The organism is Fontibacillus forbon (genome assembly GCF_046559655.1).
Taxonomy (GTDB): Bacteria; Bacillota; Bacilli; order Paenibacillales; family Paenibacillaceae; genus Fontibacillus.
Window position 1 is genome coordinate 582,496 of sequence record NZ_JBKGFV010000004.1, and the last position, 26,892, is coordinate 609,387.

The following is a 26,892-nucleotide window of genomic DNA, read 5'->3' on the forward strand; positions in this document are numbered from 1 at the left end:
TTAAAGTCGCTCACAGCGTACCGGATTAAAAATATTACTCTAACACCAGATTATCGCTGTCAAAATAAATCAGGTCCCCGCGGTCATAATTCCAAACGGCTTGAAGCCGGGTAGGCTGCCTGATTCCATTGACGGTCTTATAGTCGCCAAACTTGGCCGTCCATCTTACTTGCTGAACGGTTCCATCGGTAGCGATTACCGCCCGGTCATCGGCGGTAAACGAAAGCAAGGCGCCGTCCCCGCTGAACGTAAAGACACCGCTAGCCGTTATCCCGTAGCTGGATATAGTGCCCTGGCATGAGTGTCGTCCATGGGCTCCCAGGTGATATAGGGCTGCAAGGCAGCTTTGGGGATGAGGATCAGCGATTCCGACAAGACTGTCGCCAAACAAGCCTTATTCATGGCATCGCCCGTTTGATTAAACAAGGTGAACGTTTTGGCGAGAACTCCCTTCATGCCGCCCGCTCCATTTACATAGGAATCAAGCCCCTGAAACGGATGCCGTACATAGCCGTATCGATAAAGGCCATACGAACGGGTTCGTCGGCAAAATTGTATTGGGTCTGATTTACTGCCGCAACTGCTCCTGCATCTCCAGATACAGCACTTGCAGAAACTTCTTGATGTTCACCTTCACTTTGCCTCCGGTGCGGCCCTGCTCCATCTCTTTCATCTTCTGGCGGACATCCTCAAAGTCAAAATAAAGCGGGGCATAGTATTCGAACTTGGGATGTCCGTAATCGGCGAGCCCGATCGAAGCCAAATGGGAGATCCCCGCCGTCAGGGCGCGGCGCAGACGCTGCTCGATCGCTTTGATTTCTTTATCCAGGCCGGGCGTTCCCGCCATGTCCTGTTTATATGTACAAGCGACAGCCGTATAGATTTCCCGCAACGGAGGAAATCGTCCATCGCTGCGCCCCATCAGATATTCCATGATCGCGATCAGATCGCGGCAGCCGCTCTCGCCCACCATGCCCATGCTCATCAGGATAGGCTGAACGACATCCCTCACCGATCTGCGCGACGCAACTGCGCCAAAGACGGCCGATGCCGGCTGTTGCAGACCCTCCAGCTTCGCCAGCGCGGACCGGATCTCCGTCAAGTAGCGGGTCATCGTCCAGCGTTCGCTGACTTTCCGCAGCACGGACTCCACCTCGATCCGGTTGATCGGCTTGCGGATGAAGAACTCGATCCCGGTCCGGTAGGCCTGCCCGACCATATCCTGATTTTCGATCTGCGAGATCATGATGTACTTCGCATCGCAACCCCGGCTTTGCAGCAGGGCAATCGTCTCGATGCCGTCCTGATCCGGCATCAGCAAATCCATCAGCACGACATCGGGCGATTGTTCCAGAATGAGGCGCGTTCCCTCCGCCCCTCCTTCCGCCATGCCCACGACTTCACCAAGGCTGCTGTCTTCAATGATATGCTGAAGCATCCGCCGCGTCCCCCGGTCATCATCCACAATGCAAAAAGAAAGCGCCATGGTTCAATCCCCCCTCTTGACCGAGCTTGTCGGAATCGATACTTTGAACACCGTACCCGTCCCTGAGACCGGGCTCATGATTTCGATCTCGCCGCCAAACGAATCCGTAATGTCCCGGACATGCGACAGCCCGATGCCCGTTGCCGCCGTTCCATCCTGCGCAAATTTGGTGGTAAAGCCGGGCTCGAACACAATTTCCCGGTCGGCTTCGGCCATCCCCCGTCCGTTATCCTGTACAACGAACCACGTCCGCTCCTGTGCTTCAAAAATCCGCAGCATCACGGTGCCCTCCTGCCCGATGGCCTCGACGGCATTGGCAACGAGGTTGTTCAGCAGCGTCAGCAGCGGAATATAGCGGGCCGTACGGAAATCGGCGGTAACCATCTGATCGAAGGAGACGGCCTTACCGAGCATCCCCGCATACTCCGCATTGCTTTTGAGACAAAAATCACCCATCTGGGAGAGCGTCATGTCGTTATCGGCGGACTCCAGCGCCGACAATTTCAATAGCCCGGCGAGAATGCGTTGGGAATCCTTCTTCACCTCGTGGATCTGCTGCGTAATATCCAGCAAGCGCCGGCCGTATCCGGCGTGTCCGCCGCTTTTGAGGTCGCGATAGAGCTCGTAGCTTCCGGCGGTCAACCGTTCCACCGTATCCACCGATTTCCGCAAATAAAACACTTCCCCATACAGCCCCGACCCGAAGCTCAGCATCTGATCGACCCGCCGCTGCTGCTCCGCCTGAACGGCGCGCATCCGGTAAATCGCCATGCTGCTGTAGATTCCGGTCGTGAAATATGTGCGGAGCACGGCGATCAACGACAGGTAAGTCCATTCGCTTAAATGAAAAGAAGAGGTGCCCAACACGAGCATCCGGGTCAGCAGCTCGGCCTCGTTGGAAATAAAATCGGCGCAAGCCGCCGCTCCGCCCAGCAGCAGAGGATGCACATGATCCAGCCGGCGCACGAATTTTAGCGCTGCCCCGAAGGCAACGTAGTACACGGCCGCGGAGATATGATTGCAGAAGCTTTGCAAGAGAGGAACGTGATTCGGCCAGAGCACATCCAGCGCCACGCGAAAGAGCAGAACGACGATCCCGGTCAGCACGCCCGTTTTCAGGCAGGGAAGGTCGCGAAGCATTAAGAGGAACAACAGAAACGCACTGCTTCCCAGCGCGATGCGGAAAATATCTCCGTCGAAGGGATTGATTTTGAATTCGCCGGCCACCGCCGTACCCGCGGCCACCAGCAGCATTTGAAATTTCCGGTTTCGGAGAAAGCTTCCCGTCATCTCTCTTCAACTCCCGCCGGTACTTCTCCCGAGAAGAAGGGAGTCTGCGCCGCGTCAGACCGGGGACTCCCGACTAAGTTGGAACTATACTAGCATACTCCCCGTTTTTTTCAATAAGCACTCTAACATCGGGTGTAACGCCGGCCGCGCGCAAGACGACCGCCTAATGCCTAGACCCCTTTGTTCTCAAGCCTCCGGGACAGCAGGGACAATAAATAATTGACGGTAAAATAAATCACCGCGCACAGCAGCAGCACCGGAATCGCATAGTTGTAGCTGTGGCCGATGATGATCTGCGCATTGTGCATCAGCTCGGCGAGGGCGATCGCCGTAGCCAGCGAAGTATCCTTGAGCAAGGAAATGAACTGGCTCACGAGCGGCGGAATCATCCGCCGCAGCCCCTGCGGCAGCACGATATAGCGCAGCGTCTGCAGACTGCTCAGACCCGAAGAACGGGCCGCTTCGACCTGCCCTTTCGGAATCGAGTTCAGCCCGCCGCGGACCACCTCGGAGATCATCGCCATCTCGAACACGGTCAGCGCGGCGATCGCTGCCCCCTCCGGCCCCAACCGGAGCCCGAGATCCGGCAGCGCAAACCGGCTGAACAAAATAATGAGCAGCAGCGGCAAATTCCGCAGCAGCTCCACCAATACCGCCAGCACCGGGGACAGCACCGGCACCCGGGCATACCGGATGATGCCGATGAACGTGCCCAGCGTGAAGCTGAGGACGATCGAGATGAGCGCGATTTTTAAAGTAATCAGCAGCCCCTGCAGCAAAAAGATCAAAAAATCGCCTGAATACGCGCCTGCAAAATCCATAATTCCCGCCTCCTTCTACCGCTTAGTCATGTCTGGCCAGCTTCCGTTCCAGAACTCTGGAGCCGTAGCTGAGCGGGAGCGTGATGATCAGATAAAATAGTGCAACGAACAGATAGGTGTTAATCGTATCGAACGTTTCCGTCGCAACGATATCGCCGTAGTACATCAAGTCAAAACCGGCGACGATACTCAGAATGGACGAATTTTTGACCAGGTTGATGAACTGATTGCTCAGCGGCGGAATGACCAGCTTGATCGCCTGGGGCAAAATCACATAGAACATCGTCTGCACATAAGTCAGCCCGGAGGAACGGGCCGCTTCGGTTTGTCCTTTCGGCACCGCCATAATGCCGGCCCGGATCGCCTCCGCAATAAAAGACGACGTATATACGGCCAGTCCCATCGTCCCCGAAGCGAACCCGCTCAAGGTGATCCCCAGCGAGGGCAGTCCCAAATAGAAGAGGAACACGACCAGCAGCAGCGGAATATTGCGAAAAAACTCCACGTAAGCCGTGCCGAACCAAACCAGCGGGCGCGACCGGGTCATCCGAAACACCGCGATGATCGTCCCCAGGACGAAACTCCCCGCCAGGCCCAACAGGCTGGCCCAAATCGTATTCATGAATCCTTGCATAAAAAGCCCGATATTGTCGCTCAACAGCGAAAAATCCATGGAATGTCACCCCTCGGAATTGAAAAGAAAGGATGGCTGCGGCAACTCCCGACCATCCTTTCCTTTACAAGCGTTAACGTTCGGATCGATTCGCCCCAGTTGCCTGACAAGCAAGCGAATCGCTTATTCGGCAGGCTTCTTCCCGATCCATTTTTCGTAAATCGCGTCGTACTCGCCGTTCTCGTGCATCTCTTTCAGCGCATCGTTCACCGCCTGCACCAGATCGCTGTTGCCCTTTTGAATCGCAATGCCATACGGTTCATCCGTGAACGGTTCGCCGACCACTTCGTAGTTCGGATCCTGTGCAGCCATCCCGTACAGGATCGCATCATCCGTCGTCAATGCATCGCCTTGACCAGCTTTCAGCGCGCTGAAAGCATCCTGGTAGTTGTCAAACTCCAGCACCGTCACGCCGGGTACTTTTTCCTTGATGTTCTTGACGGAAGTTGCGCCCTTCGAGCTCATTACCTTCGTATCTGCGGTCACGTCTTCAATGCCCTTGATCGGGCTTCCCTTCTTCACCAGCAGCGACTGGCCGGCCTGAAAATAAACGTCGGAGAAGTCCACTTCCTTCTTGCGCTCCTCCGTAATCGTCATCGTCGCCACAACCATGTCGATCTCGCCGTTGTTCAGCATCGGAATCCGCGTCTTGGACGTCACTTCCTTGAACTCGATCTTATTCTCATCGCCCAAAATACGCTTCGCGAGCTGCTTCGAAATATCGATGTCGAACCCTTCCACATTGCCGCTCGACGGGTCCTTCAGCCCGAACAGCTTCGTATCGAACTTCACGCCGACGACCAGCTTGCCGCGGTCCTTGATGGCACCGAGACCGCCTTCTTCTTTTTTCTCGCCGCAACCGGCCAGCACCGTCATCGCCAGACATACGGCCATGCCGAGCGAGATCATTTTCCAATGTTTTTTCATGGGTTCATCTCCTTTTTAATGGCTTAACAATCTGCCGAGAAACGTCTTCAGCCGCTCTTCCCGCGGATTCCCGAAGAACTCTTCCGGTGCGCTTTCCTCCAGAATCTGCCCCTGGTCCATGAACACCACCCGGTCGGCCACCTCGCGGGCAAAGCCCATCTCGTGCGTCACGACGACCATCGTCATGCCTTCGCGGGCCAGCGCCTTCATGACATCCAGTACCTCGCCGACCATCTCCGGGTCCAGCGCCGAAGTCGGCTCGTCGAACAGCATGATCTTCGGCTTCATCGCCAGCCCCCGGGCGATCGCCACCCGCTGCTGCTGCCCGCCGGACAACTGGGAGGGATAGGCCTTCGCCTTGTCGGCGATCCCGACCTTTTCCAAATAGTACATGGCCGTCTCCGCCGCTTCTTGCTTGGGCGTTCCCAACACCTTGACCGGGGCCAGCGTAATGTTGTCGATCACCTTCATATGGGGGTACAGATTGAAATGCTGGAACACCATCCCGATATCGCGCCGCACCTCATTGATATCCGTCTTGCGGTCATTCACCTGAATCCCGTTCACCTTCAGCTCGCCGCTCGTAATGTTCTCCAGCCGGTTAATGCAGCGCAGCATCGTGCTTTTCCCGGATCCGGAAGGACCCACGACTACCACTACTTCCCCTTCATCCACCGTCAGATCGATGTTTTTCAGTACATGAAAATGCCCGTAATGCTTCTCTACCTGATGAAAATGAATCAGCTCAAGTCCCCCCTCCGGGTTGACGCGATATGCCTGGCAAGCAACCCATGTTATGATTTGTAACGTGTTATACCCACAGTAATGGGCCGACTACGAAATCCTACGGAATCCTACGGAGGATTTTCTTTAAAATTGCGATAACTGTTTGTTATGGGCGTGATAAACCGACTTGGAAGCGCTGGCAGTAACGCAGGGATGGCAGGTTGGTGGCAGGGAGAAGGAGAATCGGAAAAAAATTATAATAACAAATGAACTTATCCCCGGGGTCATGACTCTTATAGGGGAGAGAGGTGAAGCCATGAGTGCCGTCCGGCAGATTAAACAAGCAAAAAAGGGAAATAAAGAGGCCTTACTTCAACTGATCCTGGCCGATAAAGACGCCTACTACCGGCTGGCTCTCACCTATATGGGAAATGAGCATGACGCGATGGATGCGATGGAGGAAATGATCGTCCTGCTGTATGAGCGGATTCACCAGCTCCGGAATGAGGATGCTTTTTATAGTTGGAGCAAAACCGTTCTGGTCAATGTCTGCAAGGCGCTGCTGCGCAAACGACAAAGACTGGTCCTGCTGGAGGATTTGAGCGAGGATGCCGCGGATGGACCGGATGCATTCAGACACTCACATACAAGCGATCCTTATAAGATCAGCGATCAACAGATGCATCTTCAGGAGCTGTTGCAGCAATTAAACGAACCGCAAAAAGAAGCCATCCAATTAAGGTATTTTCATGATCTCGATTATGCGACGATAGCCGATGCTATGGAGGTTCCGGTGGGAACCGTGAAATCAAGGATTTTTCAGGGATTGAAAAAGCTGAGAGAACTTTACGGGGGTGATGCCGATGAATAATATCGAGGAACGGTTAACGGAGGAAAAGAAGAACATCGACTCCATTACAGCGCCGGAAGGCCTGGAAACGAGACTTCGGAAAGCCCTGGATGCAGCCCCCTTACGAACTAAAAAGAAAGTTCCGGCGATTTGGAAAGCTGCGGCCGCCGTATTGCTATTTATCGTGATCCTGGGCTCCAATTACCCTGCCTTTGCCTATTACGGCAAACAACTGTTTGGGTTCGACGGGTTGATTAACGGCACACTGCAAGAGCTCAACGATCAAGGAAAAGGACAATCGGTCGAAAAAAAGATGACCCTTGAGGACGGAACCGTGCTCACGATCAATGGACTCATGGCGGATGCCAACCAATTCATCCTGTTTTACACCTTGACCAATCCGCTGGGGATATCGGAGACTGCTACTACCGGAATATTCAGCCCGACCAAAATAACCGGTTTCCTAACGGACTCTTTCTTGGAATCGGGCGTTTCCCTGATGAATGACGAGCATACCGAGGTAAAAGGCACGTTCTCTTTCGAACCCGTCAGTCCGTTCGCGAAAAAATTAACGCTGCGGTTCCGGCAGCAGCTCCCGTTTAGACCGGTAAAAGACAGTGAGTTGACTTTTGCCTATGACCCCAACAAGGCCATGCAAACCGAGGTCAAGCAGCGCATCCGCAAGACGCTGGAAGTCGACAGAGGGAAGATTACCTTTCAATCGATCACGGCTACCCCCACGATGACGATCATCAAGGGAACCCTGAATATCGACAACTTCGACCGGATTCGCTCCGCTCTGGACGGGGTTGAGTTGATCGCTAACGGAAAACCGGTGGCCCAACTCGGCAGCGGTCGTCAGTCTTCGTATGCAGGCATGAAATTTGATATCCGCTACGACGCGCTCCCTCCGGATCTGGAATCTTTGGAACTGGTCATCAAGGAGTTCGTCGGATATCGGAAGCTGGACCGCAACATCCCCCTCCCTTCCCCCGCCGATCAACCGGTGTTGTTGGAAGACAAGGAACTATGGATTAAAAAGGTGTCCGCGACCTCGCAAGGCATCGAGATCACGATAGCCACCGAACAGGATGTAATGCTGGATGGCGTGTCCATCGAGGCGGACGGAGAGAGTATCCCGCTGAACACGACCTTGAATCAACATGATACCAAGCTGACGGACGGAACCATTCTGAAAGAGCGAACCCTGTTGTTCGACTCCTCCGTCCAGCCGGATCAGCTTATCATCCAAGGAATGCATTACATGAAGCCTTATAATATGAACATCAAAATTCCCGTAGATTAAGGAGGAAGTATCCTAACCGAGGCTGCGCTTAAACATGCATGTTCCCGCCTCTTCGCACAAAAATGACCTGCTCGGCGAGCAGGTCATTTTTTGTTGTTTAAGATCGACGCGTTGTTACGCAGCTTGGCTATGGCTTACAATTCCCGTTAACGTTCCGCACTATTGTCGGTTTTGTCATCAAGTATGGACTCCGCATACTCCATCGTATCCGTGGTCGTTTCCTCGATCAATCCGTTATCCAGGGTCACATTGCCGCCCCCCAAGCCTTCGTTGACCATTCTGTCTATATCCAGAAATCGGTCTTCTCTGCCCTCATGCTGATCCTGGCCTGCCATCCCTGCACCCACTCCTCCTCAGTTAATCCAGACCGTATCAGTTTGCCCGGATCGGGAGTCATTTATTGCATGTAGGTTAACTGCCAAAGTAGGTATAGATAGTTCCAATCTACTAAGTTCCGAATTTCGAGCAGGTGCTAAAGAAGAAGGTTGACGCTCGGCGTTGAATTACAATCTATTGATTGGTAGAATATAACTTTATAGGACCATACTTCTATTATAGGGAGAGGAAACAATGACAGCCCAACGGCAAGCGGCAATGCAATCCATGATCGGCTGGCTGGCGGATGAACACGAACTCGGCCGGAAGCCCAGCAAGATCGAAATTGCAGGCGAATTTGATTTGCACAACATGCACTATTACATATTCAAGTATAAGAAAAACATGCTGGGAAAATGGCTCCTCGGCGTTTGCGGAGGCTATGACCACCCTTCCGACACCGAGCATTGCGGCCATGTGTTCAGCGAGATGCAGCCCTATGACCCGGCGACTGCGGAGCAAGAATCCATCAAAATGGTAGAAATGATCCGCGAATACTGGATGAAGCAGGCGGCGGCCATCGAGGCCGAGCAAGTACAAGACGACGAAACCGAGCCGCGGAACGATTCAGCCGGGATTTTCAACGGATTCGTGCTGCTGAACTCTTCCGAATGCGATCTGGAGCAAATCAAGAGCAACCTGTTACAGGATTGGGATATTACCTACCCGTCAGGGGAGGACGACCGCGAATCCAGGGAACATGAAGGAATCCTGGTCTTTGATGCGGACGGGTTCACTTTGGCTGTCAGCTTCGTCGATGCCCCCGTCCCGGACGGCGAGGCCGAACATTATGCGCAGGGAAATTATCTCTGGCCCGGGGGGGCGGACGTGGTCAAAACCCATGTCGCCCAAATCATCCTCGCGGTATTTACCCGCTCCGGTTCCCCGCTGGACAGCGGCAAAATGTACGTCAAGCTGGCCGCCAGCTGCCTGAAGCTGCCTAATGCGGTGGGTCTTTATTCCTCCGGCACCGTCTTTGAACCCGAAATGTTCCTGCAGATGTCCGACATCATGAAGTCCGATGACGAATTCCCTCTGCTGAATCTTGTCCATTTCGGACTGGTCCGGGGCGAATCCGGCATGAACGGATACACCTACGGCCTAAAGCCGTTCGGCAAAGATGAAATCGAAATTCTCGACAGTCAGGCCGATCCGGCCGATCTGCGCGAATTCCTGATGGATATTTCAAGTTATGTCGTGGAGCAAAACGTCACCCTGCGAAACGGGGAAACGATCGGTTTCACAGCGGAACAGAAGCTGCCGATTACGCGTTCGGAAGGCGTCTACGTGAACGGAGAGAGTTTGAAGATCGGTTTTTGACGGAGAAATAAGGATAGAGCGCCCGTGATCAGGGCCAGCTCTATCCTTTTTCTAATCTTTACTTTCCGCCCGCGGCGGTCAAGGCTCCTACCATTTCGCTATAGCCGCGGCTTATGGCATGCTGCAGCGGCGTCACTCCCTCGTTATCGGCCAGATTCACATCGGCCCCGTACTCTATCAGCAGGTTCACGATCTCCTGATGTTTACTTCCACCGTCTCCAAGAAGGACGGCTTCAAGCAAAGCGGTCCAGCCCAAGTCGTTGACGTGATCCACGTCGACGTCGGAATTCGCGAGCAATTCCCGAACGATTTCGACATGACCGCGGTCGGCGGCCGGAATGAGAGCGGTCCCTCCAAACCGGTTGGTAACGGTAGTGTCGGCGCCTGCCGCAATGGCCGCTTTGACAAAATCCAGCTTGCCCTCCGCCCCCGCATAAAGCAACGGATTATCCAGGCGATGGTCCCGGATGTTGATATTAGCTCCCTGCTCGACCAGAAAATGAAACAGCTCCAATTGGTTCGTATGGACGGCAATCATGGCCGAGGTCCGGCCATTCTCGTCCGTAGCGTTAATATCGGCCCCGTCCGCCAAAAGCGTTTCGATCGCCTCCCGGTATCCCAGTTCCGCAGCCTTCAACAGATCTCTGTTCAAGTTGTCCATTTCGTTCTTCACCACCTGGTTTGTTTGCTGTTCTTCGCTTGATAACAAGGAGTTCATGTCCATCCTGCACCCCGAAAGAACGAGGGCCAAGATCAAAAGAGGAATGCCGCGAAACATAACGGACCGGCCCCTTTCTGTTGATTTCAAAAGTTTCAGCATTTCCGGCAGATTACTGTACAATCAGTTCCGCTTGGGATGAACCGGCCCAAGCGCCAACGGGAGTAACGGTATAGGTTGCGCCTTTTTCCAATTTACCGCCTTGCTCCAAATCGAATACGCCCGTCGCGCCTTTACGGCTTGAATATTTATAAGCCGCCGTCAGCTTGCGCCCCTGCGCATCGGTCAGCTCCACGCGGCGCCCGGAGAACATTTCATCTCCCGGATCGGCCGTCAATGTAACCGTAAGCGAGGTGTCATTCATAGCTTCGGCGTTGGCGATTTGCAGCGGGGCAATGTCCTGAGCTACGAAGGACGGATTGGCAATGTCCGCCCAGTCCGAGGTTACGGTATACTTCACCCCAGGCTGCAACGCCTGGCCTTCAGGCAAGCGGAATTTAGGCTCTTGCTTGCCGTCCGTGGACTGGGTAAACGGCACGTATTTCGCGATGATCGGCTGTCCGCCTTCCGGCGTAATTGTGACCTCTCTGCCTTGACCGGAAGAAATAATCTGATAAGTCCTTCCGTCCGCTCCGTTATTCTCATCCAGCACGAAGGCATTGGCTCCGCGGCCTCCGCTATAGGCGGAGATGACATATCCGTAGTCTACGACCCCGTTATCCTTAAGGGCCTCTAATTCGAAAGTATCGTTCGCAATCTGTCTTGCCTCGGTCATAGCCAGCTTCGCGGCGTTGCCTTCAAACGTCCCTGCCGCTTGTCCTTTATAGGTCAGGTTGTAAACCGTCCCCGGCTGTTGGACGGAGGTCGGAACGATATAAGTGGCTATCGAGCCCGTTTTTAACCGCGGCATGTTGGTTAAGGTAAGCCCGCCGTTAAAGGCGAAGTCTTCTTTGGCCTTGGCAAAGGCTTCATCATCCGCGGTCAAGGGAGCATCGAAGGTCACGATTAACGTGATGGCATTCAGCGCACGTACGCTTGTAATTTTCGCCTCCGCCGAAGGGATCGCCTGTCGCGCGGTATTCAGCAGGTATGCCGCCTCGCCGCGGGTGACCATAACATTGGCCGAATCGGAGCGGCTCATCCAATGATGGACCGATTTCAGGTCGCGATTTAGCGTCTTGGCCACAATTTGTTCCAACTCCGCGCCAGTCACGGTTCCCTGAGGATAAAAGCGTCCGTCCTCCGCCGGCATGATATCCCGCGCCGCCAATTCGGCGGAGTAATTGCTATACCAGGCTTCCGGGTTTACGTCCGCGAAGTTTGCCGAAGGATCTCCCTTCCCTTGCAGTCCAAATGTCAAAACCACCATTTTCGCCAACTCCGCACGAGTGATCTGGTTTTCAACATGTATAGATCCGTCTTCATAACCGTTTATTACACGAATTTGGGTAAGCTCGTTAGCGGCTTGTTCGATTTCCTGCGCGGATAATCCCGCGGAAGCCGCCTCTGCGTGCAAGGCGCTCCAAGGAAGGGTTGTCGTTCCCAAGGCCGCCGCCACCATCAATGCAGCCAGTTTGGCTGAGTATTTGTTCATCGGTAATCCTCCTTAAGATCAATGGGTATAGTTGGTGTTATCGCCATACCTGTATGATAAAGGAGAGTCCTAAAATCCAAAGAAACCCGGGATAAACAGCTTCTAAAACATTTATTAACAATTTCTAAACTCGGTCATACGGAAAAACGATATCCCGCTCCCCAAACGGTTTCAATATACTGCGGATTGGATGGATCTGCCTCGATTTTCTCCCGCAGCCTCCGAATGTGCACGGTAACGGTAGCGATATCCCCATTGGAGTCCATCCCCCAGATTCGTTCAAACAGCTCATTTTTGCTGAAAACGCGGTTCGGGTGGGTGGCCAAAAACTCAAGCAGACTAAATTCTCTAGTCGTAAAGGGCACCTCCCGATTGCGCACATATACCCGGTGAGCCGCCTTATCAATGACGAGGCCGCGGATATGAATCTCGGGCCTTTGAAGCGGCTCCTGTTTGCCCAACAGCCGTTCGTATCTCGTCAGGTGGGCCTTGGCTCTTGCAACCAGTTCGCTGGGACTGAACGGTTTGGTAACATAGTCGTCGGCGCCGAGGTTGAAGGCGCGGATTTTATCGATCTCTTCTTTTTTCGCGGAGACGATCAGGATAGGCACTTCTTTGGCTTGCCTGATTTGGCTGCATAATTCAAACCCGTCCATCCCGGGAAGCTGCAAGTCGACAATAATGAGATTGTAATCCCCTTTAAGGGCGAGCTGTAAACCCTCAAGACCCGTATGGCATAAATCAACGATAAAGCCGTTCAGCTCAAAATAATCCCGCTCCAGTTGAGCGATCGTGGTTTCGTCTTCAATGATTAGAATCCGAGCCGCCATAGCGCGCTTCACCTCCTTCGTGCGTTGTCCGTTTCAAAGTAAAGAACAGGCTGGTGCCGGTTCCGAGTTCGCTCCTAACCCAGATCGAGCCCCCATGCCCTTCGATGATCTGACTCGCGATGGCCAGTCCCAGCCCGCTGCCGCCCATCGAAGAATTCCGGGACGACTCGGCGCGGTAGAACCGTTCGAAAATGTGAGGAACGGCTTCGGGCGGAATGCCAGCCCCGTTATCTCTTATTTCGATGGTTACCCACTCCGCAGAAGCCTGAACGGAGACTTGAATGCTTTTTTGCGGCTTATCCATGAAGTTCTGGGCATTACCTATGATATTGAGTACCGTGCGTTTTAATTTCTCCAGATCGGCAAGAACTTCAATGCCTTGAGGCGGCCGCTCTCCCCAATGCAGGGAAATGCCGCTCTCATCCAAGGCGTAATGGAGCTCATCGATGCAGTCATCCAAGAACCCGACGATATCTACAGGTTCAAACGTGAACGGCACTTGCTTTAAGTCCAGCTTGGAGTAGAGAAACAACTCGTCCACAAGTCTATCCAGGTCGACCGTTTTGGAATAGATGATGTTTACGTACTTGTCCATTTTCTCCGGCGTATCCGCCACCCCGTCCCGGATGCCTTCGATATATCCCTTTATATTCGTGATAGGGGTACGCAAGTCATGCGAAATGTTCGAGATGAGTTCTTTCCGGTTCTCCTCGTCCTGCAGCCGGAGTTGAACCGATTCGTGCAGCCTTTTCCGCATATTCTCGAACGCTTCGTTCAATTGACCAATTTCGTCCTTGGAATGCAGATCCAGCGAAAATTGCAGATTGCCTTCCTTGATGTGATCCGCCGAGTTGCGAAGCAAATCCAGCGGTTTGACGACGCTTCTGGTAATCCAGCGGTATAACAACACATTCGCTACCACCACGACGCCGATGAGAATGAAGACGAGAATCGGGAGCAGCTTGCGGGTCACCTCGCCAAAAGGACTTCTTTCACGAATGACGAAAACGCTGCCCTTTGCGCCGTCCGAATAGCGGAAATCGAATTTCGCGTAAGCGTAGAATCGCTCGCCGATATTGAAGGTATTACGTATCTGATTGTTATTCAAGTCATACGGAGGCAAATGTTGTTCCAATGCCGGCTGGTTAAACGTATACGATTCGAATACTTGATTGCTTTCCCGGCGGACGAAGAGTCCGGCCCGCACCGTTCTGAGCTTGAAATCGTAGTCTTTCAGGAGCTCCTTGTTTTGCAGCTGGTCCGGTTCATTTTTGGCGAGATATTTCAATTCCAGGAAAATGGACTCCTCTTCTTCGGTCAACGGGTTGAGCTGGTAATGCACCTTATAGAAATCCCGGATGCCGTGGATGTCTCCTGTTGCCGCGACCGTGAACAGACCTGCGGTCACGACGAATACAAGCAGGCTGATGATAAGCATGCCCGTGTACGACAGCAATAATTTTACTCTGATGGACAAGCCCGCTCACCTCGCTGCGATCGATAATAGAAAAATGTAACCCTAGTATGACACATCCCCTCTTTAAAGGAAATCCATAAGGTTTCCTTGCCAACCTGCCCATTTAAAACTGCATATCGAAATTTATATAAGAAAAGTACGAAACAATCTTTAATTTCGAGTAAGACGGCGCTTCCCCTCCGATGGTATTATTTGGGCGTGAAAGGAGGATTCATGCCATCAAATGAAAGCGCTTTACCTATTTCGCCAAATTTCTTACAGGGGGAGTGCAATGAATGCGTAAAATGATCAAACAAGCCATCTCGATTTCCATCGCTGCGGCCTTGCTGATTCCGTCAGGCTGGTTTGCCCGGAATGCGGAAGCTACGGATGCGGCTACGGAAGAAGCGGTAACGGTTTTCCACGAAACGTTTGCGAACGGCGCGGGGGTAGCTGGACAATCCGGCGGCGCAAAACTTACGCCCGTCACCGGCAAAGTGTTCGACGGCAATGACGACGGGGCGGCACTGTATGTTAGCAATAGAGTGAACAACTGGGACGCGGCGGATTTCAAATTTACCGACCTTGGCCTGGAAAACGGTAAAACCTATACGGCCAAAGTATCCGTATATGTGGACGCCACTGAAAATGTACCTGAAGGGGCCAAAGCCGCGCTTCAAACCGTAGAGAGTTATGAAAATTACGCGGAAGCAGACTATGAAGCCGGCAAGGCCGTCATTTTAACGAAAGAGTTCACGGTCGATACAAGCAAGGACAAAGCCTTGCGCATCAATTCGAATGCGGATGGAAAAGCGGTGCCGTATTACATCGGCGATCTACTTATTACAGCCAAGAAGACAACCGGAACCACGGAGAAAGAAGTTTACCGCGAAACCTTCGCCGACGGTCAAGGCGCGGCAGGCCAGTCCGGGGGCGCAAGCCTCACAACGGTAAATGGGAAAGTTTTTGACGGAAATGATGACGGGGCCGCGTTATACGTGAGCAACCGGGCGAACAACTGGGACGCGGCGGATTTTAAATTTAGCGACCTCGGCCTGGAAAACGGTAAAACCTACACGGTGACCGCCGCCGTTTATGTTGATGCTGACGAGGTTGTGCCTGACGGCGCCAAAGCCGCGCTTCAAACCGTAGAAAGCTATGAAAATTACGCGGAAGCAAACTATGAAGCCGGCAAAGCCGTCATTTTGACGAAGGAATTCACGGTGGACACGAGCAAGGACAAGGCCTTGCGCATTAATTCGAATGCGGATGGAAAAAGTGTGCCGTACTACATCGGAGATGTACGAATCACCGAAAAAGTGGCCTCCGGTGGCGGCGAAGAACCGCCTAGAGATCCGGCCTTGCCTTTTACCGCCATTACTTTTGAGGATCAAAAGCCAGGCGGTTTTGAAGGCCGGGGAGGCGTTGAAACACTAACCATTACTGATGAAGCCAACCACACCGAAAGTGGTTCATATGCCTTGAAGGTAGAAGGCAGAGAAAAGGACTGGCACGGACCGTCGCTCCGCGTGGAGAAATATGTGGACAAAGGCAGCGAATATAAAGTTACTGCCTGGGTCAAGCTGATCAGCCCTACGAGCTCGCAAATTTCATTGTCTTCTCAAATTGGCGAAGGAAGCAGTGCGAATTACCCTGAACTTGCCAAGAAATCAGTCAGTGTCAGCGACGGATGGGTGCAGTTGGAAGGAACCTATCGCTATAACAGCGTGGGGGGCGAGTATTTAACGATCTATTTGCAAAGCCCTGGTGCGGATACAACCTTTTATATCGACGACATCAGCTTTGAAAAGCTGGAATCGGAACCGATTGAAATCCAGAAGGACCTGACTCCGATCAAAAACGCGTACCAAAACGATTTCCTGATCGGCAACGCCATCACGGGCGAGGATCTGGAAGGCGTACGGCTTGAGTTGCTGAAAATGCACCACAATGTCGTTACCGCAGGCAACGCCATGAAGCCGGATGCGCTGCAGCCGGAGAAAGGTGAATTTTCCTTCAGCGGGGCGGAGGCCATGGTCGATAAGGTGCTGGCGGAAGGCATGAAGATGCACGGACATGTGCTGGTCTGGCATCAGCAGTCTCCGGCATGGATGAATACGGCCACGGAGCAAGGAAACACGGTACCTTTAAGCCGGGATGAGGCTCTCGAGAATTTGCGCACTCATATTCAAACGGTCGTAGAGCATTTTGGCGACCGAGTAATTTCGTGGGACGTCGTCAACGAAGCGATGAGCGATAACCCGAGCAATCCGGCGGATTGGGAAAGTTCGTTACGGTCAGCTCCTTGGAAAACCGCCATTGGAGCGGATTACGTAGAGCAAGCGTTCCTGGCGGCAAGAGAAGTGCTCGATCAACATCCCGAGTGGGATATCAAGCTTTACTACAACGATTACAACGAAGATAACCAGAATAAAGCGCAAGCTATCTATAACATGGTTAAAGAAATCAATGATAGGTATGCGGATGCGCATCCCGGCACACTGCTCATTGACGGCGTCGGCATGCAAGCGCACTATAGCGTAAACACCAATCCGGAGAACGTAAGACTATCTCTCGAGAAGTTCATTACTTTAGGCGTGGAGATCAGCGTCACCGAACTGGACATTCAAGCCGGAGAGAAATATCAGCTTTCCGAGAAGCTGGCGAATGCCCAAGGTTACTTGTATGCGCAATTATTTGACATCTATAGGGAGAATTCCGGTCATATCAAGCGCGTTACCTTCTGGGGATTGGACGACGGCTCAAGCTGGAGAGCGGAGAACAACCCGCTGCTGTTCGATAAGCGGCTCCAGGCCAAACCGGCTTATTACGGCGTCATCGATCCGGATAAATTCATGAAGGAGCATCAGCCGGATTCGTCGGATGCCAACCAGTCCACCGCGATTTATGCTACCCCCGTCATTGACGGAACCATCGACGCGGTATGGAACCAGGCTCCAGCCATGTCTCTAAACCGGTATCAAACGGCTTGGCAGGGTGCAACCGGCGTGGCCAAAGCCCTTTGGGACGATCAAAACCTGTATGTTCTGATCCAGGTGAGCGACGCGCAGCTCGACAAGAGCAATGCAAACGCATGGGAACAGGACTCCGTCGAGATCTTCCTGGACGAGAACAACGCCAAGAGCACGTTCTATCAAGACGACGACGGACAATTCCGCATCAACTTTGACAACGAAACCTCCTTCAATCCGGTAAAAATCGGCGAAGGCTTCGTATCGGCCACCCGGGTTTCCGGAACGAACTACACGGTAGAAGCGAAGATTCCGTTTAAAAAGATTATCCCAAGCAACAACGTGAAGGTCGGCTTTGACGCGCAAATTAATGACGCCAAAGACGGCTCCCGGCAAAGCGTTGCCGCATGGAATGATACCACCGGCAACGGTTATCAGGACACCTCCGTATACGGTGTGCTTACCTTTACGGGCAAACCCGGCAAACCGGGAGATAACGGCAATGGCAACACGAACGGAAACGGCAGCGGAAGTAGCGGAAACGGTAGTGGAACGGCGGCACAACCACAACCAAAACCGGTTGAACCGGCAGGAGGCGTGATCAAACCGGAAGTGAAGGTTGCAGGCGGCGTGGCCATGGCGACGGTTTCCGGCGACAACTTGAAAAAAGCCCTAGAGCAAGCGACTCCAGCGGCCAACGGCAAGAAACTAGTCGCTATCGAAGTGCCGCAGCAGGCAAACGCTACTTCCTATGAAGTACAGCTTCCGTCTCAGGCCCTGAAAGGCCAAGACAGCTTCACGATTCTATTGAAAACGGAACATGGCACGCTCGAAATTCCTAGTAACATGCTGTCCAACGTGACAGACCCAGCGGGCCAAGTATCGATTACCATCGCCAAAGCTTCGAGTGATAAGTTGGACGCAGGTTCTCAAGAAGCGATTGGCAACCGTCCGGTGATCGATCTGAACATTGCCGTTGATGGCAAAGCCATCGCCTGGAACAACCCGAAAGAACCTGTCACGGTAGCTATTCCTTACGCGCCGAATGCGGAAGAACTTAGTAGTCCGGATTCCATCGTGGTTTGGTACATCACAGATAATGGCAACGTGATCTCCGTGCCGAACGGCCGTTACGATGCGGCAACCGGAAGTGTTATTTTCCAAACGTCCCACTTCAGCAGCTATGCCATAGCCTTTGTGTCGAGGACATTTGGAGACCTGCAGAACGTGCCATGGGCGAAGCAAGCCGTTGAAGCCATGGCCGCGCGCGACTTGATCCATGGAACGGCCGAGAATGCCTTCTCCCCTGCCGCTTCCATCAAGCGGACGGACTTCATCGCCCTGCTTGTCAGCGGCCTTGAATTGAAAGGCGCGAGTCAAGCGGAAGCCGCAACATTCAGCGATGTCCAGCCGAACGCTTATTATAGCGATAAGCTGGCGATCGCGAAGGAACTGGGCATCGTGACCGGCTATGCGGACAATACATTCAAACCGGACAGCCCGATCTCCCGCCAGGAGATGATGGTGCTGACGACCCGCGCGCTGGCGGCTGCCGGCAAACAGGCCGAAGACAGCACGACTTTGGCGTCTTATTCGGACGCGGCGCAAATTGCCGATTTCGCCAAAGCCAGCGCGGCAGCCTTGGTGAAATCGGGCATCGTCAACGGCAAGGATGGCAAGCTTGCCCCAACCGAAACGCTCACCCGCGCCGAGGCGGCGGTGATTCTGTACCGGATTTGGAAGCTGTAATCACGGCGAACAGCAAAGCTATGAACAAAGAACCCGCTCGAATGAGCGGGTTCTTATGGTTTGAGCCAAATGCTCAAGATTCAACTTCTTCATCGAGGCTCTCTACCGCCGTAAAGAACACATCCAGAAGCTCCATGCCGAAATTCGCTTTTACATAGTCCGTCATTAGGTCCAGCTCTTCCTTGCTCTCATACTCCAGGCAGGCGCGGCCTTCGCACCATAACACCGAACAATTAAATTTTTGTCTCAAATGCTCGATGACGTAATCCTGATCCACCCATTCACGAACACTCATGATGCTTCGTTACGCCCTCCTTCTCCTATTGTTTCATCCTATTGTTTCATCCTATTGTTTCGCCCTATTCTTTCTCACTCGTGGCCTATCCTTATTATTCAAATTTTAAGTAAATTTTTCGGTGAGAATTGTCACAGGTCAACTACGGCGCCCGAATTATTATCCTTGCGCCTCCGCTCATCACCAACCTCCAACGTTCCTTTCAACCAGCCCCGCTAAGAAATCCAGCCACTCCGGCTGGTCATTCAGGCACGGTGCATATTGATATTGATCGGCATTCCCACCGGAGGCACTAAAGTGGCCCCGTCCTTCGATATCCAGCTCATACAGCGTCTCCAGGCAATCGGTTACGAAGCCTGGGGCGAATACGAGGGGATGGACAATCCCCTGCTCCGCCAGATTCCCGATCACTTTTTCCGTGGAGGGTCCGATCCACTCCTCCGGTCCAAAGCGGGATTGGAAGGCAACTTGCCAGCTGCCTTGCCGCCAGCCCATCGCTTCCGCAAGCAGCCGTCCCGTTTCCATGCACTGCTCCGGATAAGGATCTCCCGTATCCGCGTAGCGCTTGGGAATTCCGTGAAAAGACAGTACAACCTGATCCGGCTCCCTGTCCAATTGCTTCATGCAACGGAGCAAATGCGCCTTCATCGCGGAGATATATCCCGGCTCCCCATAATAGGGTTCCACGAACCGCAATGCCGGAATATATCGTTTGATCGCCGGTCCTTTAGCGCTGGTGCGGCCCAGCGCGGCAAAACAGGCTTGATCATAAACGGAAGCCGTCGTCGTCGAAGAGTATTGAGGGAACAACGGGACGACAAGGACGCGGCCGATGCCCGCTTGCTCAAATCGCAGCATTGCCTGCTCCATGCTCTGTTCGCTATACGCCAGCCCCAGTTCCACTTGGAACCTCGGCCCCAACCGCTCCTGCAAGCCGGTTTGCTGAAGCCGGGAGTTTACCAATAATGGAGATCCCTCCTCACTCCAGATTCGCCTATACAACCGGGCCGACTTCTTCGGTCGCGTCCGAAGAATAATTCCCTGGAGTACCGGCTGCCACAGCAAAGGATTCGTATCCACGATCCGCCGATCCGACAAAAACCGCCGCAAATAAGCCCGAACCGGCTTCGCTTCAGGCCTCTCCGGCGTTCCGATCTGAGCCAGAATGACGCCGATGGATGGGTTCGATTGCAAAGGTAACCACTCCATTCGTATCGTAATAAGGCTGTACTGTAACCCCTCTTGAAAATGATGCAATAATACAGCAATTTAGGGCGAGTCATTATACCACAAGCGAAAATCCTGCAAATGTGCATCATTTCGCTCGATGTTGCCTCTTATCCGTACATGCCCGCAAAAAATAGTGCACTTTTACAGCAATTCGCTTACTTTCCCATTTTCGAGCTAATATTGATGTATTTTTGCAGTATTCTACTAAATAGAGGCTGAGGTTGAACGTTTGACTGGAATGCATGAATGCATGCATGATTTTATTATCCGATGCGAGCGTACTGAAAGCAAAAAACTGACACCGATTGAATATCGGCGTCAGCCTCTCACCAGAAATTTTGATGCCCATTTATAGGTTTAAGCAAGAATCTTCCGGTTCCCCTAGTTATTCAAGTCATCGAACATGGAGCCGACTACGGTAACTTTTAGGGAGTCCATCGTTTCGATCCCCTTCAAGTCGCCTAAAATTGAATAAGTATGGTCAATGTCCTTCAAGTTGATATCCTCGAACCAAACCTTGATGTTGTACTCGCCGTCCGGCATGTTTGCATGCGTATAAAGCGGAATGTTCTCCGGATTGACCACAATCGTGATATTAGACGTTTCAGTGATTTGGTAGATATGCTGTCCCTTTTTCACGTACTCCCTGTATCTATACGACTTATGGCTCGTTTCGGTTTTTGATTCACTGTAGCCTTCAAGAACCTTTTTCCAAAAAACATGTGAATCTTCGCCGCGTTCATCCGTATGTTCAATTTCTACCACCTTTTGATCAAAACGGGATTCATCTTTGCTTCGATCCAGAACGCTAATAAGTTTTTCGCCGTTCACGCCCTTGCTATCCTGTACGGACAGTACGCCCTTTTCTCGCTCGAAGCCCCCTCCCTCTGGATCTAACTGATCATTATGGATATTGACGGCTATCTTTTTATTATCAATGTACATTAAATCCGATTCATACCGAAACGAATTAATCAGGCTGTTCAGCAAGTCCTTATGGTCATCGGTCATTGTACCGTTAGCTGGTGCTTTATCTTTAAAAACGACAGTATTTAACGTAAATGTATAGCTCCCGGCCGGGTTAAAGTAATAGCCGGATTTGATCGGATAATCGTATTTCTGAAGCTCCTTGTCCGTGGCGAATACGACTTTGTCATAGAGCGATTTCTTGTTCGTTCTGCTTGCTGCCGCTTTTCTGGACTGACTGTACTCCTGTTCCATCGTTCGGGTCCTCGCCCATTTCACGAAACCGCTGGCCTGCTGGATAAACTCTCTTTCGTACTGACCGGGAACTTTGATCCAGTCGTACTCTTCGCCCGCTTCATCTTGGTGGTGCATCCAACGAATGACGGAGTAATAATAAGGTTCATTGGTCCAAAATAGATTTTTGGTCAAAGAATCCGGCTGATTCTCCTCGATCTCATCCCTGTACTTGAACTTGGGTACGACTTCCCGGCCATTGTACACGTACATCTCATAAGGCTTGGTGACGGTGTCGCTGCTGAAACTTTCGGTTACGGTTCCTGAACTTTTCTTTGGGACACTCTCACACTTTTGAGCCTCACCTTCGCCGGTACATTTATTTTCATATGTTGTATACGTATACTTTCTACTTACGGAGCCATCGTAAAAGATCTGTCCAGTTCTCCGCAATGGATTCCCTGGGGATTCAAGATTTACGTACTTCCGGTTTTCCGGATCGTCATTCTTGCCGTCGATGCCGAAATCCTTTCTCAAGATCGTATAGGTCACCACGGGCGAACGGGTTATCGTTTCGCTGTCCTCATTGACTGGCGGATTATTATGGATCTTAAAGTCTCTCAACAAATCCTCCGTTTTGTTGTAGACATTTAATGATCCAGTAGCATTCCCGTCCCACGCCGCATCATCCAAATCCGGTAGTTGTAAGGTTACCGTATTCTCGGGAAAAGGAAGCCTTACTTTTTTGGTTAGCATATCGTACGGATAAGACTGCGGTTCAGCCACTTTGATCGCCCGGGGATGGGAATCCAGAACATTGTTGCTGAGAATCGTTTCTTTCGGAACGTCCCCCTTCTCGTTGACTTTAAACTGGATGCGGACAGCGCTCTCCGGCATGGTGAACGCAGCACCCAACCTTCGTTTACCGCCGGGGTCTATGCTGATCGTACCCGATGCCGAAGCTGTCCCCGCATTTCCGCTAAACTCCAGTTGGTCTGATTCTTTCGTTAACTATCTGTCGTCGCTTACCCGAGTCAAAACCCAAGAATAAGCGGGACTGACCTCCTTCGGGAATGTAGAGTCCACCAACACCGATACCTCCACCCGCTCCCCGGCTGCCGCCGACGTCAGCAGATCGTCAAACTCCGCGGAGATGTCGCTCCCTTCCGTTGTCGCGAATGATGCAATAGGAACATCCATGTAAGTGTTGGATTCCAAATATACTCTCCCGAAACCCTGCGACAGGTAAGTCGGAGGCTGAATGACGTGGACGTACTTGATCCACCCACCAGTGGGAGCACCGTTTTTATAGTAAACTTTTCTATCTTTATAATGGAAATTCTGATTGTTATACATAAGATAGTCGCCATATCTAACCCCAGCATACTTCTTATTTAGAGCAGTGAGGATCTGTTGTTCGAAGTGAAGCTTGGGATTAAGTTCTTTATACTTGTCCGTGATTTGGCCGGTGAAGTTGGATGGAAAATCATCGAATTTACCTTTCTTCGCCTTATTTTCCCATGGTGGCGACAACAAATTGAGGTTATGCATTGGTACTCCGCTCCAACCTGCATCCCACGGAAACCCATCTGTTGAGACCGGATCGCCGAATTTATTGTATCCGGAATACCTGACCATGTGCTGACCATGATGAACGATTGATGTACCGTGACTAGATCCATAGACGATATCAAACCCCGAGAAACTTTCCGGGCTTTTTATTGCGGCATCTATTTGCTTCTGTAGAAGTGTAGCATTAAAAGAGCCATATTCTGTTTTAATAGGATAGTAGTTATCTAAATCGTACAAATCTTTCATATCTTCGTTTGCTCGTTGCAATACAAGATCAGGGGTAAGTGTTTTGAGATAATCTAACAGGCTGCTTTCATCTTGTGAGAATGCTCTTGATTGCGGAAAGAAAGTGGATAATAGTATTACTATAAGAAATAGAGAGATACGCCTTTTCACGACTTCACCTACCTATACCAAACATCGATGTTAATATCACCGTATGTTTGAGATACTACCTCTATCTTAAAAGTATCATCCTGGAATGTTTTTTCCTCCAATTTTTCTTCCTCTTTTTTCTTCTGTTTTACATAATTCATTATAGAATCAACTGTTTTTGAATCTATCCTTTGACTAATAACCGTTTCAACATCCTTATGCTGCTGGTCAAGATCATAATTAACAGAACCAAAAACTACAAGTATCGATAGGACGGCTCCTTTCTTAGTTTTCGGATTATAACCTCCATCAAATACACCGAGTCCCGACTTATAAATATTATTAAAACTAAACCCTTCCACCTTCAGTTTCTCGCTCTTTCCCTCCACATTTCTGTTAGCTTCAAACTCTTCCCATGTTTCTGGTTTCTCTGCATTACCAGTATCTTCACCTGTTGTCGAGCCTGCTGATCCGCTTCCCGTATGTATTTCCACGATGTAATTCAAGGAGTCCCATTTGACCTCTGCCCCAAGCGCCTCACTGACAAAACGCAACGGCACGAACGTTCTACTCGATTTCCGGAGCGCCACGGTATCCATTTGCTTGGTTTTACCGTTGACCGTGTAACTTTTCTTGTCCAAAGTGAGTACAATCTGGTTACCATCCAGACTCACTGTTACCTTCTGGGCCTTGCTGTTCCAGTCCACTTTGGCACCAAGCGCCTCACTCACAAATCGTACCGGCACCTGCACCCGGCTATTTTTGTCCGCAAACGGCTGAGCGTCCGGGAAAATAATCTTCTCCCCATCCACTTCCACGCGCAAAGGCAACTGCGCTGCCGACGACATCGCTGGAAGCAGGGTCAACACAAGAATAAGAGACATGAGAAGGAATCCAATTTTTTTCAGTTTCATGATATGACATCTCCTTTTAAAGGTAATATTTTCCTAACCAACACTTGATATTATACAAACAACATATTCCATAGACAATCAAAATTGGAGAATTAATCCTCATAACGTTATTGATTCCAATTTCACATATTGCTAGAATACCCACATAGATTATATTTATTGGGATATTTATACAATGGAATGGGACGGTGAGCCCTGCGTGAAGGTAGATCTTGACCGGATTGAGAATCTGGCCGATCAATTGAAGCGGATGAATCTGAATATGGAGGATGGCGTTTCGGGCCTGGTCCGGGATTTGCGGGATATGATCGAGCGTGTGAGGCGCAGCTATTCTGAATTCAACGACGTACAGTCGGCGATCAACGAAACCGAACGGCTGCTAGAAGAGATATTTTCCTCATCCCGGCATGTGAGCGAACAATTACACCTGAAGGAAACATCACTTAGGAACACTTCCATTCATTCAATATGCCGAAACAGAGCGAATGACGGCCTCCATGCTGAAACAAACAGTTAAATTTGCGATAAGCGGCTGGAAAACAGGATGGTTAAAGTCGGGCGAGAGTGACGTAATCGGTAGAACGCCAAACGAAGGCAACGCCGGGACCGGGACAATGAACTGGAAGGATATGTTCAAGCGGTTCGTGCAACAGCCCATGATGTTAGTAACAGGGGTTCCACTACTCCAAAGACTTGAACATGTTAAAGAAGATGAACGGGTTTCATTGCTTTTTCAGCAGATGGAATCAGGAGATTGGGCCGAAAAAGAGCACGCTTGGCTGGAACTGGTCCAGATTGCCGATGCTTTCGAGGACCTCGCGCGGAGCCAGCGGGCTTATGATATTTACAAAACCTACGGCAACGAGGCGTACATGGAATCGGCCAACGTGTATGCCGAGCAGCAGAGAGAAGCTAAAGCAACTGGGCATATCCGAAAAGCAGTTTGGCCCCGAAGTCAATCTGAGCAGCTATTATAAAGGCTCACCGTTGACGGCATGCCAATATAATCCGCTTAAGAGCGATCTTTCCCCTATACCCGAGGAACCCGAGCTTCGATTGATGATTGCTTCCGGATTGCTGAACAATACATACCGAAAATGGGCCCAGCTCACATACGCACCTGTCGAGTCCGCCGTAAAAAGACTGGCCGCGGAACGGAAGGTGCAGCCGCTACCACCCTGTTCGCCTTAACTCCGACCTACGAACAGGCCAAGTCGGAGCTCGAGGGCGGATACGGCGCCGGGGCCAGTATGCCAAGTGGAGCCCCTCGACGAACCCCCGGTAAATTGCCGAAAATCAAGGCACCCGCCGAAGTAGCCGAGTCGTTGCCTAGCAATAAAGTGAAGGTGAAGCTGCCGGCCCTACCGGTGGCGGATCTGCGTAAGCTTTTTCAGGACATGCGCAAGAATATTTTCAATTGGGGTCCAAAAACCAACCTAGCCACCACGGTTCCTTCCGCAGACGGGCTTCCCAGCACTAACTCGAAGCAGCAACCTCTCAAGCCTACGGAAACCCAGCTTAATTACCGGAAGTATGTTATGGATGGGGAGGGTGACGGCTTCGGGGGGAGCCCGAAGAAAATTGGCGATTTGTCTGAAGAAACTGGGGGAACGGGAAAAGTTCCAAGTCAGACGTTGACATCAAATAAAGGGAATTCCTTCGATGTTACCCCGAGTGGAAATCATTCTACAGTTACAGTCAACCCCAAACCGACAGGAGGTCAGCCAAATTCTAGCGTGGATATAGTTGACCCTAAAACGGGAGAATTATTAACGAGAAGATGGTATGGCCCTGACGGTAGGGCAGTAAGGGATATAGACTATACACACCATAAGAATTCTAAGACCCATCCCGAAGCACCACACGAACATACTTGGACTTATGATAAAAATGGAAATCCGAGTAGAAGCAAGTAAGGAGGTATTCAAATGGAATATGTTGAACTCGTTCAAAGAGTAGAGTGGGGCGAAGAATTCCAGTTTTATTATCAGAATGAAGAATACTGGATTAGCACCAATAAAGAAGGGTATTATCTAACAAGAGGGAAGGATAGTTATACCCAATCATTTCGGACAGCGGAGGAATTATTTAATGAAGGTCAAATTGATGGGAAGACCCTCTTAGAGATTTGGGATTTAATAATTATTTGAATTTCTTAAGACCTTGCTTGGCTTCTAGCCTCTCAAGGTTTCTTTTTTTTCGGTGGGGGCTAC

Annotated in this window: 24 protein-coding genes and 1 pseudogene; 8 read left to right on the forward strand and 17 right to left on the reverse strand. The window is 51.4% G+C overall.

Annotation, left to right across the window (positions count from 1 at the left end; translation table 11 throughout):
- Window positions 1-34: 34 nt before the first annotated feature.
- The 7 genes and pseudogenes from ACLB09_RS18225 to ACLB09_RS18255 form a co-directional block, all read right to left on the reverse strand.
- Window positions 35-456: pseudogene (locus ACLB09_RS18225) on the reverse strand (DUF6544 family protein).
- A 112-nt stretch (window positions 457-568) separates the two neighbouring features.
- Window positions 569-1,486, reverse strand: a complete 918-nt coding sequence (locus ACLB09_RS18230) for a response regulator (RefSeq protein ID WP_410771280.1) — start codon at window positions 1,484-1,486, stop codon at window positions 569-571.
- 3 nt (window positions 1,487-1,489) lie between these two features.
- Window positions 1,490-2,776: an ATP-binding protein gene (locus ACLB09_RS18235; RefSeq protein WP_410771281.1), complete on the reverse strand. Its 1,287-nt coding sequence runs from the start codon at window positions 2,774-2,776 to the stop codon at window positions 1,490-1,492.
- Window positions 2,777-2,946: 170 nt separating this feature from the next.
- Window positions 2,947-3,597, reverse strand: coding sequence for an amino acid ABC transporter permease (locus ACLB09_RS18240; protein WP_410771282.1), 651 nt, complete (start codon window positions 3,595-3,597; stop codon window positions 2,947-2,949).
- A 22-nt stretch (window positions 3,598-3,619) separates the two neighbouring features.
- On the reverse strand, window positions 3,620-4,270 hold the full coding sequence (locus tag ACLB09_RS18245) for an amino acid ABC transporter permease (RefSeq protein WP_410771283.1): 651 nt from the start codon (window positions 4,268-4,270) through the stop codon (window positions 3,620-3,622).
- A gap of 123 nt (window positions 4,271-4,393) precedes the next feature.
- The gene (locus ACLB09_RS18250) at window positions 4,394-5,197 is read right to left on the reverse strand and encodes a glutamate ABC transporter substrate-binding protein (RefSeq protein ID WP_410771284.1); all 804 of its coding nucleotides are present in this window, start codon (window positions 5,195-5,197) and stop codon (window positions 4,394-4,396) included.
- A gap of 15 nt (window positions 5,198-5,212) precedes the next feature.
- Window positions 5,213-5,941 (reverse strand): amino acid ABC transporter ATP-binding protein, encoded by a 729-nt coding sequence (locus ACLB09_RS18255; RefSeq protein ID WP_410771412.1) that lies wholly within the window; start codon window positions 5,939-5,941, stop codon window positions 5,213-5,215.
- A 298-nt stretch (window positions 5,942-6,239) separates the two neighbouring features.
- Between ACLB09_RS18255 and ACLB09_RS18260 the strand changes: the two genes are divergently transcribed.
- Both ACLB09_RS18260 and ACLB09_RS18265 read left to right on the forward strand, forming a co-directional pair.
- Window positions 6,240-6,794 (forward strand): sigma-70 family RNA polymerase sigma factor, encoded by a 555-nt coding sequence (locus tag ACLB09_RS18260; protein WP_410771285.1) that lies wholly within the window; start codon window positions 6,240-6,242, stop codon window positions 6,792-6,794.
- A complete protein-coding gene (locus ACLB09_RS18265; protein ID WP_410771286.1) occupies window positions 6,787-8,079 on the forward strand; it encodes a DUF4179 domain-containing protein in 1,293 nt (430 codons plus the stop codon). Before ACLB09_RS18260 ends, ACLB09_RS18265 begins: the two co-directional genes overlap by 8 nt.
- Before the next feature lie 146 nt (window positions 8,080-8,225).
- Here the strand turns inward: ACLB09_RS18265 and ACLB09_RS18270 are convergent, their stop codons facing one another.
- On the reverse strand, window positions 8,226-8,414 hold the full coding sequence (locus ACLB09_RS18270) for a hypothetical protein (protein WP_410771287.1): 189 nt from the start codon (window positions 8,412-8,414) through the stop codon (window positions 8,226-8,228).
- Window positions 8,415-8,649: 235 nt separating this feature from the next.
- Between ACLB09_RS18270 and ACLB09_RS18275 the strand changes: the two genes are divergently transcribed.
- Complete coding sequence (locus ACLB09_RS18275) at window positions 8,650-9,774, forward strand: DUF4261 domain-containing protein (protein ID WP_410771288.1); 1,125 nt, start codon at window positions 8,650-8,652, stop codon at window positions 9,772-9,774.
- 58 nt (window positions 9,775-9,832) lie between these two features.
- Here ACLB09_RS18275 and ACLB09_RS18280 read toward each other — a convergent pair whose 3' ends face one another.
- The 4 genes from ACLB09_RS18280 to ACLB09_RS18295 all read right to left on the reverse strand — a co-directional run bounded on the left by ACLB09_RS18280 (window position 9,833) and on the right by ACLB09_RS18295 (window position 14,393).
- On the reverse strand, window positions 9,833-10,498 hold the full coding sequence (locus tag ACLB09_RS18280; protein ID WP_410771413.1) for an ankyrin repeat domain-containing protein: 666 nt from the start codon (window positions 10,496-10,498) through the stop codon (window positions 9,833-9,835).
- 106 nt (window positions 10,499-10,604) lie between these two features.
- Complete coding sequence (locus ACLB09_RS18285) at window positions 10,605-12,086, reverse strand: S-layer homology domain-containing protein (protein ID WP_410771289.1); 1,482 nt, start codon at window positions 12,084-12,086, stop codon at window positions 10,605-10,607.
- A gap of 134 nt (window positions 12,087-12,220) precedes the next feature.
- On the reverse strand, window positions 12,221-12,916 hold the full coding sequence (locus ACLB09_RS18290) for a response regulator transcription factor (protein ID WP_410771290.1): 696 nt from the start codon (window positions 12,914-12,916) through the stop codon (window positions 12,221-12,223).
- Complete coding sequence (locus ACLB09_RS18295) at window positions 12,891-14,393, reverse strand: sensor histidine kinase (protein ID WP_410771291.1); 1,503 nt, start codon at window positions 14,391-14,393, stop codon at window positions 12,891-12,893. The genes ACLB09_RS18290 and ACLB09_RS18295 overlap by 26 nt, the downstream gene beginning before the upstream one ends.
- A 275-nt stretch (window positions 14,394-14,668) precedes the next feature.
- Here ACLB09_RS18295 and ACLB09_RS18300 point away from each other — a divergent pair, with 275 nt between their 5' ends.
- Window positions 14,669-19,093, forward strand: coding sequence for an endo-1,4-beta-xylanase (locus ACLB09_RS18300; RefSeq protein WP_410771292.1), 4,425 nt, complete (start codon window positions 14,669-14,671; stop codon window positions 19,091-19,093).
- A 73-nt stretch (window positions 19,094-19,166) separates the two neighbouring features.
- Here ACLB09_RS18300 and ACLB09_RS18305 read toward each other — a convergent pair whose 3' ends face one another.
- The 5 genes from ACLB09_RS18305 to ACLB09_RS18325 form a co-directional block, all read right to left on the reverse strand.
- On the reverse strand, window positions 19,167-19,388 hold the full coding sequence (locus ACLB09_RS18305) for a hypothetical protein (protein ID WP_410771293.1): 222 nt from the start codon (window positions 19,386-19,388) through the stop codon (window positions 19,167-19,169).
- Between the two features lie 180 nt (window positions 19,389-19,568).
- The gene (hemH, locus tag ACLB09_RS18310; protein WP_410771294.1) at window positions 19,569-20,582 is read right to left on the reverse strand and encodes a ferrochelatase; all 1,014 of its coding nucleotides are present in this window, start codon (window positions 20,580-20,582) and stop codon (window positions 19,569-19,571) included.
- A 417-nt stretch (window positions 20,583-20,999) separates the two neighbouring features.
- Window positions 21,000-22,715 (reverse strand): hypothetical protein, encoded by a 1,716-nt coding sequence (locus ACLB09_RS18315; protein ID WP_410771295.1) that lies wholly within the window; start codon window positions 22,713-22,715, stop codon window positions 21,000-21,002.
- Window positions 22,716-22,829: 114 nt separating this feature from the next.
- On the reverse strand, window positions 22,830-23,786 hold the full coding sequence (locus ACLB09_RS18320; RefSeq protein ID WP_410771296.1) for a hypothetical protein: 957 nt from the start codon (window positions 23,784-23,786) through the stop codon (window positions 22,830-22,832).
- A gap of 8 nt (window positions 23,787-23,794) precedes the next feature.
- Window positions 23,795-24,679, reverse strand: coding sequence for a copper amine oxidase N-terminal domain-containing protein (locus ACLB09_RS18325; protein WP_410771297.1), 885 nt, complete (start codon window positions 24,677-24,679; stop codon window positions 23,795-23,797).
- 175 nt (window positions 24,680-24,854) lie between these two features.
- On the opposite strand from ACLB09_RS18325, the gene ACLB09_RS18330 reads away from it, so the two are divergent.
- The 4 genes from ACLB09_RS18330 (at window position 24,855) to ACLB09_RS18345 (ending at window position 26,829) form a co-directional block, all read left to right on the forward strand.
- On the forward strand, window positions 24,855-25,196 hold the full coding sequence (locus ACLB09_RS18330) for a hypothetical protein (protein ID WP_410771298.1): 342 nt from the start codon (window positions 24,855-24,857) through the stop codon (window positions 25,194-25,196).
- On the forward strand, window positions 25,177-25,656 hold the full coding sequence (locus ACLB09_RS18335; protein ID WP_410771299.1) for a hypothetical protein: 480 nt from the start codon (window positions 25,177-25,179) through the stop codon (window positions 25,654-25,656). Before ACLB09_RS18330 ends, ACLB09_RS18335 begins: the two co-directional genes overlap by 20 nt.
- 309 nt (window positions 25,657-25,965) lie before the next feature.
- Window positions 25,966-26,595, forward strand: a complete 630-nt coding sequence (locus tag ACLB09_RS18340) for a hypothetical protein (RefSeq protein WP_410771300.1) — start codon at window positions 25,966-25,968, stop codon at window positions 26,593-26,595.
- A 12-nt stretch (window positions 26,596-26,607) separates the two neighbouring features.
- On the forward strand, window positions 26,608-26,829 hold the full coding sequence (locus ACLB09_RS18345) for a hypothetical protein (protein ID WP_410771301.1): 222 nt from the start codon (window positions 26,608-26,610) through the stop codon (window positions 26,827-26,829).
- Window positions 26,830-26,892 lie beyond the last annotated feature (63 nt).

Bases quoted from the DNA above. Each gene is read 5' to 3' on its own strand.
- ACLB09_RS18305 (WP_410771293.1), bottom strand. From the start codon at position 19,388: ATGAGTGTTCGTGAATGGGTGGATCAGGATTACGTCATCGAGCATTTG.
- ACLB09_RS18250 (WP_410771284.1), bottom strand. From the start codon at position 5,197: ATGAAAAAACATTGGAAAATGATCTCGCTCGGCATGGCCGTATGTCTG.
- ACLB09_RS18265 (WP_410771286.1), top strand. From the start codon at position 6,787: ATGAATAATATCGAGGAACGGTTAACGGAGGAAAAGAAGAACATCGAC.
- ACLB09_RS18270 (WP_410771287.1), bottom strand. From the start codon at position 8,414: ATGGCAGGCCAGGATCAGCATGAGGGCAGAGAAGACCGATTTCTGGAT.
- ACLB09_RS18280 (WP_410771413.1), bottom strand. From the start codon at position 10,498: ATGGACATGAACTCCTTGTTATCAAGCGAAGAACAGCAAACAAACCAG.
- ACLB09_RS18325 (WP_410771297.1), bottom strand. From the start codon at position 24,679: ATGAAACTGAAAAAAATTGGATTCCTTCTCATGTCTCTTATTCTTGTG.
- ACLB09_RS18260 (WP_410771285.1), top strand. From the start codon at position 6,240: ATGAGTGCCGTCCGGCAGATTAAACAAGCAAAAAAGGGAAATAAAGAG.
- ACLB09_RS18285 (WP_410771289.1), bottom strand. From the start codon at position 12,086: ATGAACAAATACTCAGCCAAACTGGCTGCATTGATGGTGGCGGCGGCC.
- ACLB09_RS18315 (WP_410771295.1), bottom strand. From the start codon at position 22,715: ATGCCGGAGAGCGCTGTCCGCATCCAGTTTAAAGTCAACGAGAAGGGG.
- ACLB09_RS18345 (WP_410771301.1), top strand. From the start codon at position 26,608: ATGGAATATGTTGAACTCGTTCAAAGAGTAGAGTGGGGCGAAGAATTC.
- ACLB09_RS18230 (WP_410771280.1), bottom strand. From the start codon at position 1,486: ATGGCGCTTTCTTTTTGCATTGTGGATGATGACCGGGGGACGCGGCGG.
- ACLB09_RS18235 (WP_410771281.1), bottom strand. From the start codon at position 2,776: ATGACGGGAAGCTTTCTCCGAAACCGGAAATTTCAAATGCTGCTGGTG.
- ACLB09_RS18330 (WP_410771298.1), top strand. From the start codon at position 24,855: ATGGAATGGGACGGTGAGCCCTGCGTGAAGGTAGATCTTGACCGGATT.
- ACLB09_RS18290 (WP_410771290.1), bottom strand. From the start codon at position 12,916: ATGGCGGCTCGGATTCTAATCATTGAAGACGAAACCACGATCGCTCAA.
- ACLB09_RS18240 (WP_410771282.1), bottom strand. From the start codon at position 3,597: ATGGATTTTGCAGGCGCGTATTCAGGCGATTTTTTGATCTTTTTGCTG.
- ACLB09_RS18275 (WP_410771288.1), top strand. From the start codon at position 8,650: ATGACAGCCCAACGGCAAGCGGCAATGCAATCCATGATCGGCTGGCTG.
- ACLB09_RS18245 (WP_410771283.1), bottom strand. From the start codon at position 4,270: ATGGATTTTTCGCTGTTGAGCGACAATATCGGGCTTTTTATGCAAGGA.
- ACLB09_RS18335 (WP_410771299.1), top strand. From the start codon at position 25,177: ATGCTGAAACAAACAGTTAAATTTGCGATAAGCGGCTGGAAAACAGGA.
- ACLB09_RS18300 (WP_410771292.1), top strand. From the start codon at position 14,669: ATGCGTAAAATGATCAAACAAGCCATCTCGATTTCCATCGCTGCGGCC.